The sequence below is a fragment of the Alishewanella jeotgali KCTC 22429 genome (genome assembly GCF_000245735.1).
In the GTDB taxonomy this organism is placed as follows: Bacteria; Pseudomonadota; Gammaproteobacteria; order Enterobacterales; family Alteromonadaceae; genus Alishewanella; species Alishewanella jeotgali.
Genome location: NZ_AHTH01000048.1, coordinates 55,444 through 71,547, shown reverse-complemented (window position 1 = coordinate 71,547; position 16,104 = coordinate 55,444). Strand labels below are relative to the sequence as shown.

Here is a 16,104-nt window from a genome sequence, read left to right as displayed (position 1 = left end):
AAACAAGACCTATCGCATTTTTTTTGGCATAATGCCGGCCTCTGACTGCTACGGTGACTCTATGACCTCAACACCTTCTGCTGCGACAAAGGCCACGGCTTCAGGCGCAACTAAAAGCGCTTCTCTATTAGCCCAGCGTTTTCGCGGCTACTACCCTGTTGTTATCGACGTCGAAACGGCAGGCTTTAATCCAAAAACCGATGCCTTGCTCGAAATTGCGGTAAATCTGCTGGAAATGGATGCAGAGGGCCAGTTAAAGCCCGGCAAAACCCTGCATTTTCATGTTGATCCTTTTGCCGGCGCCAATTTGGACGCCAGCTCACTGGCATTTAACGGCATCGATCCCTTCAACCCGCTGCGCGGTGCCGTGCCTGAGCGCGAGGCCATTACTGAAATTTGTAAAGCCGTGCGCAAAGCGCAAAAAGACGCCGGCTGTCAGCGCTCTGTGCTGGTCGCACATAATTCGGCTTTTGACCAAGGCTTTTTTAATGCCGCCATCAGCCGCTTAAATTATAAACGCTCGCCGTTTCATGCTTTTGTTTCGTTTGATACCACCAGCCTGGCGGCGCTGGCGCTCGGACAAACGGTCCTGGCCAAGGCCTGCCAACAGGCGGGAATTGCCTTTAATACCAAAGAAGCCCATAGCGCTCTGTATGACACCGAGCGTACCGCGGAGCTGTTCTGTTACATCGTTAATAAATGGCAGCAACTGGGAGGCTGGCCACTAAGCAATGCGCTACCGGCCGATGAGGAACAGGACGAAGAGACTGAAAACACGGCATAACGGATATGCCGTGTCTTACTGAAGGTTTATTCCGCCGCTGGCTGTTCGGCTTTAAACTTTTCAGCCGTGGCTTTAATCAGCGGTTGTAACTCGCCACGCTGAAACATTTCCAGCACGATATCACAACCACCAATCAGCTCGCCCTCGACCCACAGCTGCGGGAAAGTCGGCCAGTTAGCGTATTTTGGCAGCTCGGCCCGGATATCCGGATGCTGCAGAATGTCGACAAAGGCAAACTGCTCACCACAGGCAATCAGCGCTTGTGACGCCTGAGCCGAAAAGCCACAACTGGGGAATTTTGGCGAACCCTTCATATACAACAGGATCGGGTTGTCGGCGATTTGTTGTTTGATTTTGTCTAACGTTTCCATTACTACCTCTCGGATTAAGATGAAAGTTGGCCTATTTTACTCCTTCTTCCCCTCGCCCGCACTTGAGATTTGCAGAAAGTGCCCAATATTGTCTGAACCAACAACAGCGCCTGCGGCTATAATGATCGCAGGCAAACGCAGGCCGGCAGGTATAAAACTTGAGTATTTTAGTCAGGTTTTGTAGTCTACGCCATGCAGACACTTTAAACAACGAACGGAGAGCTACAATGGCCTTTGAATTACCCGCCTTACCATACGCAAAAGATGCTTTAGTGCCGCATATTTCTGCTGAAACCCTGGAATATCACCACGGTAAGCACCACAACACCTACGTCGTTAAGCTGAATGGTCTGATTGAAGGCACGCCTTTTGCCAGCCAGTCATTAGAAGAAATTATCCGTAACAGCGAAGGTGGCGTATTTAACAACGCAGCTCAGGTTTGGAACCATACGTTCTATTGGCACTGCTTATCACCAAATGGTGGCGGTCAACCAACTGGCGCCCTGGCCGATGCCATCAACGCCAAGTGGGGCTCTTTCGATGCCTTTAAAGCTGCCTTTAATGACAAAGCGGTCAATAACTTCGGTTCCAGCTGGACCTGGTTAGTGAAAAAAGCGGATGGCAGCCTGGATATCGTCAACACCAGCAACGCCGGCACGCCAATTCAGGACGCGGCAGTAACGCCAATTATCACAGTTGACCTGTGGGAACACGCTTACTACATCGACTACCGCAATGCCCGCCCAACTTACCTGGACGCATTCTGGGCCCTGGCGAACTGGGAATTTGCTGCGGCGAACTTCGCTAAGTAACGCTGCAATTCCTGCCTCTGATACCCGGCCACTGCCTGTCTCTTATACACAAATCCCCCGGTTTTTACTGGGGGATTTTTTGAACTCTCCGCACGCTTTCCGATCAGATCTTTCACTTAATCTAAAGGTGAATACTGATGAACAATGCACAATGGGCAAAAAGTACTTTTGGTCAGGCCGACTTAGGGGATCCCCGCCGAACCACACGTCTGGTAAAGTTAGCGGAAACCTTAGCAAACGATCCAGGAAAGCCATTCGTGTCTATTACACAATCCCCCGCCGATATGGAAGGCGCTTATCGTTTTATCCGTAATGAGCACGTCAATGCTGACGCGATAGCAAAAGCAGGCTATCTGGTCACAGCAGCGCAAGCCGCCAAACATAATTTATTACTGGCTTTAGAGGATACCACTGCCATCACTTACAGCCATCGTTCCGTGCGAGATGAGCTTGGTCATGTCAATCAAGGAAATAACTATCGGGGCATACTTGCGCACAGCGTTTTGTTATTCGCTCCTGAGCAACAAGAGCTTGTTGGATTAATTGAACAATCCCGCTGGACACGGGATATCAGCACGCGCGGAAAGAAACATGTGCGAACACAAACACCTTATGAAGAGAAAGAAAGCTTCAAGTGGCAGTCTGCTTCGGTCAATCTATCGGCACGATTAGGCGCTAAAATGGCCGATGTGATATCCGTCTGCGACCGCGAAGCTGATATCTATGAGTACTTGCAGTATAAGCTCTCAAAGCAACATCGCTTCGTGGTTCGTTCCATGCAGAGTCGCCATATTGAGCAGTCTGAACAGAAGCTCTACGACTATGCTGCAGGTCTTGAAAGCGCCGGACAAAAGCAAATCCATATAGCGCAAAAAGGTGGACGTAAAGCACGTACAGCAACAGTAGACATTGTCTTTGCGCCAGTCACGTTGCAAGTGCCGGCAAATAAGCGTGGCGAATCACTATCGCTTTATTATGTCGGGTGCGAAGAGCGAGCCGATGACAAAAACGCGTTAAATTGGCATTTGCTGACTACCGAACCAGTCCAGAGCAAAGCAGATGCACTGAACATCATCCGTTATTACGAGCATCGCTGGTTAGTAGAAGAATATCACAAAGCCTGGAAAACGGATGGTACAGATATTGAGAATGCCCGCTTACAAAGTAAAGATAACATTGAGCGGCTTGTGACCATCAGCGCCTTTATTGCTGTAAGAATAGTGCAGCTGAAGTTTGCGCGCGAACAACCAGACGAGATAAGTTGTGAACAGGTGCTGTCGCCAAAAGCCTGGAAATTGTTATGGATAAAACGGGTCAGCAGGACCTTACCTGACACCGTCCCCTCGATGAAGTGGGCTTATACCGAGCTTGCAAAGCTCGGTGGGTGGAAAGATACAAAACAAACCGGCAAGGCCTCGGTCAAGGTATTGTGGCAAGGATGGTTCAAACTACAAACCATCCTTGAAGGTTATGACCTAGCAAAGTCTCTTGAGGCTGACTTGTGATCAAGAGACAGGCCACTGCCGGGTATTTTTTTATCTGCGCTCCTGCCCCGTTCGGGCTGAACCTTTTACCAACACTTTAGCTCAAAAAAGCAACTGAACCCTTTATCGAGACAAAGCGTACCATTACCCAGTAACGATTTTTTACTGAAACATTGGGCAAAACAGCGCTTTAGTGTCTACCCTTAAAGTGAGTAGTTTGGGCGTTAGCTGCCAATACGGGTAACTAATACGGCTGCCCAACTAGCGTAAAAGTTGTCATGCCGGACGATGGGCTGGAGGTATTTATGGGGATCTTTGAGCATTTCAGAACCAGGTACGAAACCACCAAAGAAGAGGAAATGAGCCTGCAGGAGTTTCTGCAGCTGTGTAAAAAAGACAAAAGCTGCTACAGCAGTGCCGCTGAACGTCTGCTGCAGGCGATTGGCGAACCCGAGCTGATTGATACTTCGCAGGACTCTAAGCTCAGCCGCCTGTTTTCAAACCGCCTGATCGCCCGCTACCCTGCCTTCCATGAATTTTACGGTATGGAAGAGGCCATCGAACAAATCGTTTCCTATCTCAAGCATGCGGCGCAAGGACTGGAAGAGCGCAAACAAATCCTCTATTTATTAGGGCCTGTGGGTGGCGGTAAATCGTCGCTGGCCGAAAAGCTGAAAGCCCTGATGCAGCAAGTCCCGATTTATTACCTGAAGGGCTCGCCGGTACAGGACCACCCGCTGTGTCTGTTCGATGCAGCGGAGGATGGCGCCCTGCTGGAGCAGGAATATGGCATCCCCAAACGCTATCTGCGAGCCATTATGTCACCCTGGGCCAGTAAAAGATTGCATGAATTCAATGGCGATATCAGTCAATTCCGGGTGGTGAAACGCAATCCCTCTATTCTGGATCAACTCGCCATCGCCAAAACCGAACCGGGAGATGAAAACAATCAGGATATTGCCGCCCTGGTCGGTAAGGTCGATATCCGTAAGCTGGAGCACTTTGCCCAAAACGATCCCGATGCCTACAGCTATTCCGGTGCGCTTTGCCGTGCCAATCAGGGCCTGATGGAATTTGTGGAGATGTTCAAAGCGCCAATTAAGGTGCTGCATCCACTGCTGACCGCGACCCAGGAAGGTAACTACAACGGCACCGAAGGGCTGGCGGCCCTGCCGTTTGATGGCATTATTCTGGCACACAGTAACGAGTCCGAATGGCAGACCTTCCGCAATAATAAGAATAACGAAGCCTTCCTGGACCGGGTTTATATTGTCAAAGTGCCTTATTGTCTGCGTGCCAGTGAAGAAATGAAAATTTACCAGAAACTACTGGAGCACAGCGAGCTCAGTCAGGCGCCTTGCGCCCCAGGCACCCTGAGTTCGCTGGCGCAGTTTGCGGTATTATCCCGACTGAAAACGCCGGAAAACTCCAGTATCTACTCCAAAATGCGGGTGTATGACGGCGAAAGCTTGAAAGATACCGATCCCAAAGCCAAGTCCTATCAGGAGTATCGCGACTTTGCTGGTGTCGATGAGGGTATGACCGGTTTATCGACCCGCTTTGCTTTTAAGATCCTGTCACGGGTATTTAATTTTGACTCGACCGAAGTTGCCGCCAACCCGGTACACCTGTTTTATGTGCTGGAACAGCAAATTGAACGGGAGCAATTTCCGGCAGATACCGCCGAACGCTATCTGGAGCACCTGAAAGGCTACCTGATCCCGAAATATGTCGAGTTTATTGGTAAAGAAATTCAAACCGCTTATCTGGAATCCTATTCGGAGTATGGACAGAACATCTTTGATCGCTATGTTATCTATGCCGATTTCTGGATCCAGGATCAGGAATACCGGGATCCGGAAACCGGTCAACTGTTTGATCGGGCGGCACTGAATGCCGAGCTGGAGAAAATTGAAAAGCCAGCCGGCATCAGCAATCCAAAAGATTTCCGCAACGAAATAGTCAATTTTGTGCTGCGGGCCAAGGCCAAAAACAATGGCAAGAATCCGCTGTGGACCAGTTACGAAAAACTACGCACGGTGATAGAGAAAAAAATGTTTTCCAGCACCGAAGAACTGTTACCTGTCATTTCCTTTAATGCCAAAACCAGTACCGAGGATCAGAAAAAACACGACGACTTTGTTAACCGGATGATGGAGAAAGGCTATACCCGTAAACAAGTCCGGCTGCTGTCGGAATGGTATTTACGGGTACGTAAATCACAGTAGCTCCGGAGGGTGTATGGCGCATTTTATCGATCGCCGTTTAAATGGTAAGAATAAAAGCGCGGTAAATCGCCAGCGCTTTATCCGGCGCTATAAACAGCAGATTAAACAGGCCGTATCGGACGCCATCAGTAAACGCAGCGTAACTGACCTGAGCAGTGGCGAGAGTATCAGTATTCCGGCACGTGACATTACCGAGCCGTTTTTTCATCAGGGCCAGGGCGGCGTAAAGCAACGGGTACATCCGGGCAACGACCAGTTTAGCCCCGGCGATCGCATTCCCAGACCACAAGGCGGTGCGGGCGGCAGTGGCAAAGGTGATGCCAGCGCCGATGGTGAAGGTAGCGATGACTTTGTGTTTGCCATTTCCAAGGACGAATATCTGGACCTGTTGTTTGAAGATCTGGCACTACCGGATTTAAAACATAATCAACTGGATAAACTGGTGCAGTATAAAACGGTCCGCGCAGGTTACCGGGCCGAGGGGGTACCGGCCAATATTGATATCGTGCGCTCGTTACGTGGTTCGCTAGCGCGCCGCATCGCCATGTCAGCGGATAAAAAGCAACAGTTAAGGCAAGCCGAGGCTGAATTGGCCGAGCTGGAACTGGCCGCAGTGCCAGATGAACTGGCACGACGCGCGCTATTGGAGCGGATCAGTGAACTAAAACAGCGACTTGCGGCAGTACCTTTTATTGATAGCTTTGACCTGCGCTTTCGTAACTATCAGAAAAAACCAGAGCCAACCAGCAAGGCGGTGATGTTTTGCCTGATGGATGTCTCTGGCTCAATGGATCAGGCCACCAAAGAGATGGCCAAACGCTTTTACATTCTGCTGTATCTGTTCTTAAGCCGCAGCTATAAAAATGTTGAAGTGGTCTATATCCGTCACCATACGCAAGCTAAGGAAGTGGATGAGCAGGAGTTTTTTTACTCTCAGGAAACCGGCGGTACCATTGTTTCCTCGGCCTTAAAATTGATGCAGGAAATCATTGCCAAGCGCTTTAATCCGCAAGAGTGGAATATCTATGCCGCTCAAGCTTCAGACGGCGATAACTGGGCAGAAGACAGTCCGCTTTGTGCCGAACTGCTAAGTAAACAGATCCTGCCTGCAGTACGTTATTACGCCTATATCGAAATTACACCACGGGCGCACCAGTCGCTGTGGGAGCAATATGAACGCCTGCGGGCAAGTCAGCCGAAGCTGGCGCTGCAGCATATCCGTGAGGTGAGTGATATCTATCCGGTATTCCGGGAGCTATTTAAGAAACAGGCAGCCTGATCGAAGGAGGCAAAATGCGTAGTGTCGCCTTAAGCAAAGGGCCTTGTCTGCCAGACGGGCCAGACTGGAGTTTCGAACTGTTAACCCAGTATCAGCAGGAGATTGCCCGGGTCGCGGCCTATTATCAGCTGGACACCTACCCCAATCAAATCGAGGTAATCAGCGCCGAGCAGATGCTGGATGCCTATTCCAGTATCGGCATGCCGATTGGTTATCATCACTGGTCTTTTGGTAAGAAATTTATCCAAAGTGAGCAACAGTACAAAAGAGGCTATATGGGGCTGGCCTATGAAATCGTTATTAACTCTGACCCCTGCATTGCCTATCTGATGGAAGAAAACACCTTGCCGATGCAGGCACTGGTGATGGCCCATGCCTGTTATGGCCATAATTCGTTTTTCAAAAACAACTATTTATTCCGCACCTGGACCGATGCCAGCTCCATTATCGATTATCTGGTGTTCGCGAAAAACTATGTCAGCCAGTGTGAGGAAAAATATGGTATTGGCGAAGTAGAGGATTTTCTCGATTCCTGCCATGCGCTGATGAACTATGGTGTGGATCGCTATAAAAGACCACAGAAGATCTCGATGGCCGAAGAGCAACGCCGGCAGCAGGAGCGGGAAGCCTTTTTGCAATCCCAGGTCAATGAACTCTGGCGCACACTACCGGCAAAGGCCAACAGCAATCCGGCCGAGGCGCATTTTCCAGCCGAACCACAGGAAAATATCCTGTACTTTATCGAGAAAAATGCACCACTGTTAAAACCCTGGCAGCGTGAACTGGTGCGTATCGTACGCAAGATTTCGCAGTACTTTTACCCGCAAAAACAAACCCAGGTGATGAATGAGGGCTGGGCAACGTTTTGGCACTATACCTTGCTGCAGCATTTGTATGATGAAGGCCGGGTCAGTGATCGCTTTATGCTGGAAGTGTTACACAGCCACACCAGCGTAGTATTGCAACCGCCTTACAACAGTAAATACTATTCCGGCATTAACCCCTATGCGCTGGGTTTTGCCATCTTTACCGATCTGCGGCGCATCTGTGAACAGCCCACTGCCGAGGATCGTGAATGGTTTCCGCAACTGGCCGGCAGCGACTGGCTGGAAAGCCTGCATTTTGCAATGCAAAACTTTAAAGATGAGAGCTTTATCAGCCAGTATCTGTCACCTAAGGTGATCCGGGATTTTCATCTGTTTGCTATTACTGACGATAGCCAGGACAGCAGCCTGGAAGTCAGTGCGATCCATAATGCCGAAGGTTATCAACAGATCCGGCAAATGCTGTCGGCGCAATATAATCTGAGCCAGCTGGAGCCAAATATTCAGGTGCAGCAAGTGAATATCAGCAGTGATCGGGCTTTAACGCTGCGCTATACCCCGCACAATAAGATCCCATTGGGCGGCGCTATTGAACAGTTGATGCGGCATTTACACCGGCTGTGGGGCTTTGAAGTCGTACTTGAGCAACTCGATCATAATAACCAACTCAGTGTGCTGGCACGCTGTCCGACACCACATCACCCCTGACGGAACAGTGCGTTTTCGGCTATAAGGTGTCATGGAAGCGAGTAACCTGATTCCGACCTGCTGCTTTTGAGTGGTACAGCGCTTTATCCGCAGCATCTAGCCACTGCAAATAATCCTGCATCGTTATCGCGCGCTCCGCTAAACCAAAACTCATTGTTAATTTGATCGTGTGAGATTGAAAACTGAGTTCTAATTGCTCCACTTTGCGTCTAATTCGTTCAGCCAAGTAGCTTGCTTGATCCGCTGTGGTATCCAGCAATAGAAGCGCAAACTCTTCACCACCATAACGACCAGGTAAATCAGTGCTGCGTAGACTCTTGCGAATCACTTCGGCTACAGCTTTGATTACTATATCGCCTGCAGCATGGCCGTAGGTATCATTAATCCGCTTAAAGTGATCAATATCACACATGATCAGGCTACTGGTGTGCTGCGAATAGCGCTGCAAACGGTTAAATTCTAATTTCAGACTTTCTTCCCAATTTCCACGATTTCGCATCTGGGTCAGATAGTCCGTCGTCGACAACTGGCGCAATTGGCCATTCATTGACTGTAATTCCAGTTTACTCACGGCGGCATCGGTCACATCATAGATAATGAAACATAGGTGACTGACCTGACCACGACTATCTGTTAATGGAAAGATGGTGCTGTTTTGATACATATAGTCCGCGTGCCCGGTGATTGAGCGATAGTTCTTAAAGCGGAAAATATAGGGTCGTTGCTCCCAAATGGTAAAAGCACGGTTCTTCAGCAGAAAAACTGGCTCACATTTGCGGCGCAGCCAGTCTTCATCAATTTCAGAGAATAAATCAAACAACTGTCTGTTGCGGACTTGCCGTGGAAGTAAACCACTGTGGTTTTCCATAAAACCATTCCAGAGTTGGATCCGATATGAGGTATCTACCACGACCAGACCGACGTCGACGGTTTGCAACATATCCATTAGCCAATGAAGTTCGGAAGCGCCAAGCTCTTCTATGGTCATTCTGCATCATCCATTAAAAATGCCAGTTTATAACGAAAAGTTTTTAAACTGTCTTCGGTAAACAACAAGAGCAAATCACAATGAATATGAAAACCTTCAATCCCATAACTTAACTCTATCGTTAGAGTCCGCCGCCAGCGTTTAGCATTAGCTTTAATCAGTTCGGTAACGGGTGCATGTTGCCCTAATACCACAGGGTGCCCCTGGCTGAAGCTTATATCCAGTTGTTCCGCTATACCTTTTAACACTGCACCAATCAAAATATTAGCGACATCCATCAGCAATTCTAATTCAGCTGCAGTATTCAGCTCACCCTGATAATTTAACAAACGTGCTATATCGGCAAAACTGGAGTCTGTCAAAATCAATAATGCTTCGCCAGCAATACCGCTACCGATAAAGCCCTGACAAATCCCCGACGTTTGACTATCGGGTGCAACTGAAGCCAATGCCATCGTCAATTCACTAACTTCGATTAAATTGACATTCGGGATCGGTAATTTGACAAACACATTCAACAAACGCGCTAATAAATCTCCGGCTTGCCCCATGGCAACGTTAGCAACTTCCTGAAAGACATCGCGTAATTCTGCATCCAGTTGCGTTAACTCTTCGATAACAGGCGGAGTCGGTACTGCAACTTTTGGGTTGACAGCGACCGTTGTCTGCAATAATGCTGCAAGCTGTGCACTATCTACTGGCTTTTTTAGAAACGCCTTAGCACCCAGAGCCATCACCCTGTCATAAGCCTCAGGCTGGATATCGCCTGAAACCACAACAATTTGTAGCGGTAACTTGAGTTTTTGCAGCTCAGCCAGCACCTGATAACCGTCCATTACGGGCATATTCAAATCAAGAAATAACCAGTCAAATGCGTACTTCTTCAGTGTTGCCAAGGCCTCCGCACCATGTCCGGCGAAGCGAATGGTACTCTGCCAATCATGTGGTAAAATCCGGGCCAGTTGTTTTCTGGCCAGGTTGGAGTCATCGCAAATTAATACAGCAGGGATCATAACTTTCTTGCCTTAATGCGGTCTGACCCTATCATAACGTTGATTGACTTTTGGAGCAGCAAAATGTTTATAAAAAGAAAAAATAATACCAAGATACTATTTACGCTGATGCTGGCAGCTGCGGCTTTTTTCTCACAAGCTATTGATATTACAGCAAACCTGCCGGCGAGGATCAGTGATGTTAAAGCGGGTGGCCAACAAATTGTCTTGCTTGGCGATGAATTGAAAGTGGGTCAACAGGCCCCAGATTTCAAAGTTGTGGACAATAGTTTTAAGCCAGTCCGCTTATCTGACTTTCAGGGTAAAACCTTAATGCTTAGCATAGTACCCAGTATTGACACAGGCATTTGCTCATTACAGACAAAACGTTTTAATGAAGAAGTCGCTAAGTTACCCGACTCCGTCCAGTTGTTGACCATCAGCACGGATTTACCCTTTGCACAGAAGCGTTTCTGCGAGCAAGAGCAGGTAAATAACATGGCAGTCCTGTCGGACGCAGTGTGGCGAGACTTTGGCAGCAATTATGGTTTGTTAATTAAAGATATGGGCCTATTAACCCGGGCAATCATTATCATTAATCAGCAAGGTAAGGTCGCTTACCTGCAGCTGGTACCAGAACTGGCGCAAGAACCGGATTACGACGCCGCATTACAGGTCTTACGCCAGACTATTGGCAGTTAAACGAAAAAACCCGGTCAGCACCGGGTTCTTGCATCGCATACCGTCACTTTAGCCCAGTAATGAGATAAGCTGCTGACTGACACGCTCAACCGGCTGGGTACCATCCAGGTGATGGTAACGGGTTTCACCCCGCTCAGCCGCTTTACGGTAGTAACCAACCAATAATTCGGTTTGCTCATGGTAAATGGCCAGCCGTTTGCGTACCGTTTCTTCTACATCGTCCGCCCGGATCACTAAGTCTTCACCGGTTTCGTCGTCTTTACCGGCTACCTTTGGCGGGTTATATACCAGGTGATACACCCGGCCCGATGCCGGATGCACCCGACGACCACTCATCCGCTCTACAATCACATCATCCGGTACATCAAACTCAATCACATGATCAACCTTGATCCCAGCTTCCTGCATCGCATCAGCCTGCGGAATAGTGCGTGGGAATCCGTCTAATAAGAAACCTTTGGCACAATCGGCTTTGGCTACACGTTCTTTTACCAGACCAATAATAAGCTCATCCGATACCAACTGGCCGGCATCCATAATCTTTTTCGCGGCAACCCCCAGCTCCGAGCCTTCTTTAATCGCGGCCCGTAACATATCACCAGTGGAAATTTGTGGGATACCGTATTTACTCATCAGAAACTGTGCCTGAGTTCCTTTACCGGCACCCGGGGCGCCCAACAAAATTATGCGCATAGCCTTTACCCTCTTATCCTGGGATTAATCTGTAATTTTTACCGGGTCTAATCTTTGCATAATGCGCCGGGTGAAACAAGAAATTTGTCAACTGGTGCTACCTGACACTGCGCCAATCCTCGCCTTTAGTCGATAGCTTGAGCAGAGCAGCCAATTCAGCAGTGAATCGCTGGCAAAGGGTAAAAAATGGCTATTTTGTTGCCCTTGCCAACGTAGTTCTGCGACTAAAGTCTGAAGCGTTTTACCAGCTCCTGCAGTTGCTCTGCCAGCCTCGACAGCGCAGTGCTGGCTTGCGCCGATTGACTGACATTATCATTGGTTTGGTAGGCTACATCACTGATTTTATGAAAATTTTGATTAATATCCCGTGATACTACGGTTTGTTGTTCAGTTGCCGTAGCAATCTGATGGGTAGTACTGCTAATCAGCTCAACCGCTTCATAAATTGCCGCTAATGCCTGATCAGCCGCCGTGGCACGCTCGGCGGTATTTTGCGCCGCTTTCTCGCTGTGCTCCGTAGCCTTCACCGCGTTCTCAGTGCCCTGCTGCAGCTTATCAATCATTTGTTTAATTTCAGTCGTAGAATCCTTAGTTCGGCTGGCCAGGGTACGAACCTCATCTGCCACTACAGCAAAACCGCGACCACTTTCACCGGCGCGCGCGGCTTCAATGGCTGCATTAAGCGCCAACAGATTCGTCTGCTCGGCGATACTTTCAATCACCTGTAGAATATTACCGATCTGATCACTGTCGTGCTTTAACAAACGAATAATAGCTGCCGCACCGCTAACATTATCCGATAATTCAGCCAGATCCCGAAGCGTGGTACTTACCACCTGACGCCCGGTGTTACTTTGCTGCTCAGCCATCGCAGCCGCATCCGCCGCTTGCTGGGTATTACGCGACACCTCTTCCAGAGTACTGGTCATTTCGTTCATCGCTACCGCAGCGCTGCTGATTTCCGTATTTTGTTGCTGCATCCCCTCACTGGTTTGCTGATTAATCTGCGACAGCTCAGTGGCCGCTGCCGCGACCTGATCCGAGTAATGACTGACATCGGCGAGCATTTGTTTTAAGCGTTGTTGCATCTGAGCAATTGCAGCCAACAAACTCTGTTGATCTCCAACGCGCAGCTTGATACTGCCACTTAAATCCCCCTCAGCAACCCGCTGTACCACAGCAGCAGCATACTCCGGCTCGCCGCCAAGAGTGCGGGTTACTTTTTTTACTAACCAGAGACAGACGATAGTTGCTACCCCTAATACCAACATGGCGGCAATCACCAGTGTCCAAAACATTGCCCGCACCTCTGCCAGCGCTTCCTGCTGCCGACTTTCCAGCACCAGGCTCCAACCCAGCATCGGCATAAACTGATAACTGCCAATCACCGCGGTGCCGGCAGCATTTTGATATAAGCCAACACCACTTTGCTGTTGTTTAGTCGCCGCCGCAGCCTGAGTCGTTAATTCGGTATCTTTCGGTACTGAGGGCGCAGTGGTAATCGCCTTACCCGCTGTATCCAGCAGGTAAATCTCGGTATAATTGTTGCGGCTAAGTTCATTGACTTTAGCAAAGATCGTATCCAGCTTTACCGCACCACGCATGACGGCGACAATCTGATTTTTCTGGCGAATAGGGATAGCTACGGTACTGACTGTCTGACCGGTCGCGCGTGATACGACCGGCTGCGAAAAGGTATTCTGACCGGCAATCGCCTGCTTAAACCAGGCTCGGTCGGCTACATTAAAGTTATTGGCTTCAGTTTCTGTCAGGGCTTTTGCCTGACCGTTGGCAAAACTGACGCCGGCCATGCCGATGCCATCTGGGCCAACCACAAAGATGGTGTCATAAAAGCCGCTGTTTTGTGCCAATTGCAGCATCAGTTCAGTTGCCAGAGGTAAATCCAACTGCTGGACGGATGGCAAAGTCGCCAGAAAACGCATTTCTTCCTGTCGTACCAGCAGCCAATCGGTAAAAGCCTGGGCATTTAGCTCTGCCGCACTTTGCAGGGAGCTCACGACGCCTTGAGTTTGTGATTCCTGATAGCGAAAAAAGAGTAAGCTGGTCAGCAACAAAATGGCTGCCAAAAACAACGAAATCATACTAAGGGTCAAACGGCCGCCAAAGCCAAGACGTTGCCATAACTGCTGCATAGATCACCTGTCTGTCGTTATTATGTTACTTAATAAAGTATAGACAGCGCAGACAGTAATAAAATGATGCAGAATAAGTTATCCGAACAATAAGCGTAAATAAGGGCTGGTCAGGCCAGCCCTTTTGGGGATATAGAATGGTTTATTTAGCCAAAGATAGTAGCAGGCTATTTAAGCGGGTGACAAAGCTGGCCGGATTTTTCAGGCTGCCACGCTCGGCCAGTAATGCCTGTTCAAACAGCACTTCCGCCCATTGCTGGAAGCGACTTTCGTCCTGCTCGTCGGCGATATGTTTCACCAGTTGATGCTCCGGATTCAGCTCAAAAATCGGTTTCACCTCTGGCACCTTCTGCCCTACCGATTCCATCAGCTTGATCATCTGGGTGCTCATATCAAACTCATCGGTCACCACACAGGCCGGGCTGTCGGTTAGACGATGGCTAACCTTAACATCTTTAACCTGCTCACCCAGCGCCTTTTTAAAGCGCTCCAGCACTGAGGTAAAGGCTTCTTCGGTTTTCTTCTGTTCTTCTTTGGTTTGCTCGTCATCCAGTTTCGACAAGTCCAAACCACCTTTGGCAACAGAGCGGAACTTCTTACCGTCGAATTCCGGCAGATGCTGCATCAGCCACTCATCGATGCGATCGGATAACAGTAATACTTCCAGCCCCTTCTTGCGGAACACTTCCAGATGTGGGCTGTGTTTCGCCGCTTCATGGCTATCCGCGACCAGGAAATAAATCTCGTCCTGGCCTTCTTTCATCCGGCTGACATAGTCGGCCAGTGCTACGTTTTGCGCACTGCTGTCGTTATGGGTAGAGGCGAAACGCAGCAAGGCGGCAATTTGCTCTTTATTGGCGAAATCTTCTGCCGGGCCCTCTTTTAGCACCTGACCAAACTCATTCCAGAACAGCTGATACTGCTCGCTGTCTTTAGCCAGCTTCTCCAGCATTTTCAGCGCGCGGCTGCTACAGCCTTTGCGCAGGCTCTGGCTGACTTTGGTATCCTGCAGAATTTCACGCGATACGTTCAGCGGCAGATCGCTGGAATCCAACACCCCCTTGATAAAGCGCAGGTAGCTTGGCATAAACTGCTCGGCATCATCCATAATAAAGACGCGCTGTACATAGAGCTTCAAGCCATGCTTGGCTTCACGGTTCCACATATCAAAGGGCGCTTTCTTCGGCACATACAACAGGCTGGTGTAGTTGTTGTTCCCCTCAACCTTGTTATGGCTCCAGCTTAACGGCTCGCTCCAGTCGTGGGAAATATGCTTATAGAACTCTTTGTATTCGTCATCAGTGATTTCTGACTTATCACGGGTCCACAGTGCTGTGGCCTTATTCACTGCCTGCCAGTGACCTTCGGTCGCCGGGATTGTTTCGCCGTCTTCTTCACGCTCCGGCGTGCCTTCCTGCCACATTTCCACCGGAATCGAGATATGATCTGAATACTTAGTGACGATACTTTCAACTTTCCAGCGACTTAGGAACTCATCCTCGCCATCACGCAGGTGCAGCACGATCTCGGTACCGCGACTGGCTTTATTGATCTTGCTAATGGTGTAGTCACCCTCACCGGCCGACTCCCACTCTACGGCGCTATCTGCCGGCAGACCAGCTTTACGGGTACGCACTGTAACCTTATCGGCTACGATAAAAGCAGAATAGAAACCCACACCAAACTGACCGATTAACTTGGAGTCTTTACTCTGATCACCTGACAGCTGGGAGAAAAACTCTTTGGTGCCGGATTTGGCGATTGTACCCAAATGGGCAATGACGTCGGCCTCATCCATACCGATACCGTTATCGCTGATAGTCAGGGTACGCGCCTGCTCATCCAGGCTGATCCTTACCCGCAACTCGCCATCATCACCGTATAAGCTACTGTCTGATAAAGCTAAAAAGCGCAGTTTGTCGGCAGCATCCGAGGCATTGGATACCAATTCACGCAGGAAGATTTCTTTGTTGGAATACAGCGAATGGATCATCAGCTGCAAAAGTTGTTTTACTTCTGCCTGAAAGCCATGAGTTTGCTTCTGGCCAGCAGCGTTGGCAGTGGTCTCACTCATCTTGGGGTCCTC

At 49.3% G+C, this 16,104-nt stretch carries 13 protein-coding genes; 7 read left to right on the top strand and 6 right to left on the bottom strand.

The features are described from left to right. Nucleotides 1-61 precede the first annotated feature (61 nt). On the top strand, nucleotides 62-784 hold the full coding sequence (gene rnt / locus AJE_RS14260) for a ribonuclease T (protein WP_008951432.1): 723 nt from the start codon (nucleotides 62-64) through the stop codon (nucleotides 782-784). A gap of 26 nt (nucleotides 785-810) precedes the next feature. Here the strand turns inward: rnt and AJE_RS14255 are convergent, their stop codons facing one another. Then, complete coding sequence (locus AJE_RS14255) at nucleotides 811-1,155, bottom strand: Grx4 family monothiol glutaredoxin (RefSeq protein ID WP_008951431.1); 345 nt, start codon at nucleotides 1,153-1,155, stop codon at nucleotides 811-813. Between the two features lie 227 nt (nucleotides 1,156-1,382). Here AJE_RS14255 and AJE_RS14250 point away from each other — a divergent pair, with 227 nt between their 5' ends. The 5 genes from AJE_RS14250 to AJE_RS14230 all read left to right on the top strand — a co-directional run bounded on the left by AJE_RS14250 (nucleotide 1,383) and on the right by AJE_RS14230 (nucleotide 8,490). Next, entirely contained in the window at nucleotides 1,383-1,967 is a 585-nt protein-coding gene (locus AJE_RS14250; RefSeq protein ID WP_008607450.1) for a Fe-Mn family superoxide dismutase, read from the top strand. A 137-nt stretch (nucleotides 1,968-2,104) separates the two neighbouring features. Further along, entirely contained in the window at nucleotides 2,105-3,472 is a 1,368-nt protein-coding gene (locus tag AJE_RS14245; RefSeq protein WP_008949889.1) for an IS4 family transposase, read from the top strand. Between the two features lie 284 nt (nucleotides 3,473-3,756). After that, entirely contained in the window at nucleotides 3,757-5,679 is a 1,923-nt protein-coding gene (locus AJE_RS14240; protein ID WP_008951430.1) for a PrkA family serine protein kinase, read from the top strand. 13 nt (nucleotides 5,680-5,692) lie between these two features. Next, a complete protein-coding gene (locus AJE_RS14235; RefSeq protein WP_008607446.1) occupies nucleotides 5,693-6,958 on the top strand; it encodes a YeaH/YhbH family protein in 1,266 nt (421 codons plus the stop codon). A gap of 14 nt (nucleotides 6,959-6,972) precedes the next feature. Continuing rightward, nucleotides 6,973-8,490 (top strand): SpoVR family protein, encoded by a 1,518-nt coding sequence (locus AJE_RS14230; protein ID WP_008951429.1) that lies wholly within the window; start codon nucleotides 6,973-6,975, stop codon nucleotides 8,488-8,490. 19 nt (nucleotides 8,491-8,509) lie between these two features. Here AJE_RS14230 and AJE_RS14225 read toward each other — a convergent pair whose 3' ends face one another. Beyond that, a complete protein-coding gene (locus AJE_RS14225) occupies nucleotides 8,510-9,478 on the bottom strand; it encodes a sensor domain-containing diguanylate cyclase (RefSeq protein WP_008951428.1) in 969 nt (322 codons plus the stop codon). Next, nucleotides 9,475-10,491, bottom strand: a complete 1,017-nt coding sequence (locus AJE_RS14220; RefSeq protein ID WP_008951427.1) for a response regulator — start codon at nucleotides 10,489-10,491, stop codon at nucleotides 9,475-9,477. Before AJE_RS14220 ends, AJE_RS14225 begins: the two co-directional genes overlap by 4 nt. A 63-nt stretch (nucleotides 10,492-10,554) precedes the next feature. On the opposite strand from AJE_RS14220, the gene tpx reads away from it, so the two are divergent. Then, nucleotides 10,555-11,172, top strand: a complete 618-nt coding sequence (gene tpx / locus AJE_RS14215; protein WP_008951426.1) for a thiol peroxidase — start codon at nucleotides 10,555-10,557, stop codon at nucleotides 11,170-11,172. A 48-nt stretch (nucleotides 11,173-11,220) separates the two neighbouring features. Here tpx and adk read toward each other — a convergent pair whose 3' ends face one another. From adk to htpG, 3 genes are all read right to left on the bottom strand, one after another. Then, a complete protein-coding gene (gene adk / locus AJE_RS14210) occupies nucleotides 11,221-11,865 on the bottom strand; it encodes an adenylate kinase (RefSeq protein ID WP_008951425.1) in 645 nt (214 codons plus the stop codon). 224 nt (nucleotides 11,866-12,089) lie between these two features. Next, nucleotides 12,090-14,018, bottom strand: coding sequence for a methyl-accepting chemotaxis protein (locus AJE_RS14205; protein WP_008951424.1), 1,929 nt, complete (start codon nucleotides 14,016-14,018; stop codon nucleotides 12,090-12,092). Nucleotides 14,019-14,160: 142 nt separating this feature from the next. Continuing rightward, complete coding sequence (htpG, locus tag AJE_RS14200; RefSeq protein WP_008951423.1) at nucleotides 14,161-16,092, bottom strand: molecular chaperone HtpG; 1,932 nt, start codon at nucleotides 16,090-16,092, stop codon at nucleotides 14,161-14,163. Between the last annotated feature and the right edge of the window lie 12 nt (nucleotides 16,093-16,104).

Coding starts and splice junctions, on each gene's coding strand:
- rnt (WP_008951432.1), top strand. CDS start 62: ATGACCTCAACACCTTCTGCTGCGACAAAGGCCACGGCTTCAGGCGCA.
- AJE_RS14255 (WP_008951431.1), bottom strand. CDS start 1,155: ATGGAAACGTTAGACAAAATCAAACAACAAATCGCCGACAACCCGATC.
- AJE_RS14250 (WP_008607450.1), top strand. CDS start 1,383: ATGGCCTTTGAATTACCCGCCTTACCATACGCAAAAGATGCTTTAGTG.
- AJE_RS14245 (WP_008949889.1), top strand. CDS start 2,105: ATGAACAATGCACAATGGGCAAAAAGTACTTTTGGTCAGGCCGACTTA.
- AJE_RS14240 (WP_008951430.1), top strand. CDS start 3,757: ATGGGGATCTTTGAGCATTTCAGAACCAGGTACGAAACCACCAAAGAA.
- AJE_RS14235 (WP_008607446.1), top strand. CDS start 5,693: ATGGCGCATTTTATCGATCGCCGTTTAAATGGTAAGAATAAAAGCGCG.
- AJE_RS14230 (WP_008951429.1), top strand. CDS start 6,973: ATGCGTAGTGTCGCCTTAAGCAAAGGGCCTTGTCTGCCAGACGGGCCA.
- AJE_RS14225 (WP_008951428.1), bottom strand. CDS start 9,478: ATGACCATAGAAGAGCTTGGCGCTTCCGAACTTCATTGGCTAATGGAT.
- AJE_RS14220 (WP_008951427.1), bottom strand. CDS start 10,491: ATGATCCCTGCTGTATTAATTTGCGATGACTCCAACCTGGCCAGAAAA.
- tpx (WP_008951426.1), top strand. CDS start 10,555: ATGTTTATAAAAAGAAAAAATAATACCAAGATACTATTTACGCTGATG.
- adk (WP_008951425.1), bottom strand. CDS start 11,865: ATGCGCATAATTTTGTTGGGCGCCCCGGGTGCCGGTAAAGGAACTCAG.
- AJE_RS14205 (WP_008951424.1), bottom strand. CDS start 14,018: ATGCAGCAGTTATGGCAACGTCTTGGCTTTGGCGGCCGTTTGACCCTT.
- htpG (WP_008951423.1), bottom strand. CDS start 16,092: ATGAGTGAGACCACTGCCAACGCTGCTGGCCAGAAGCAAACTCATGGC.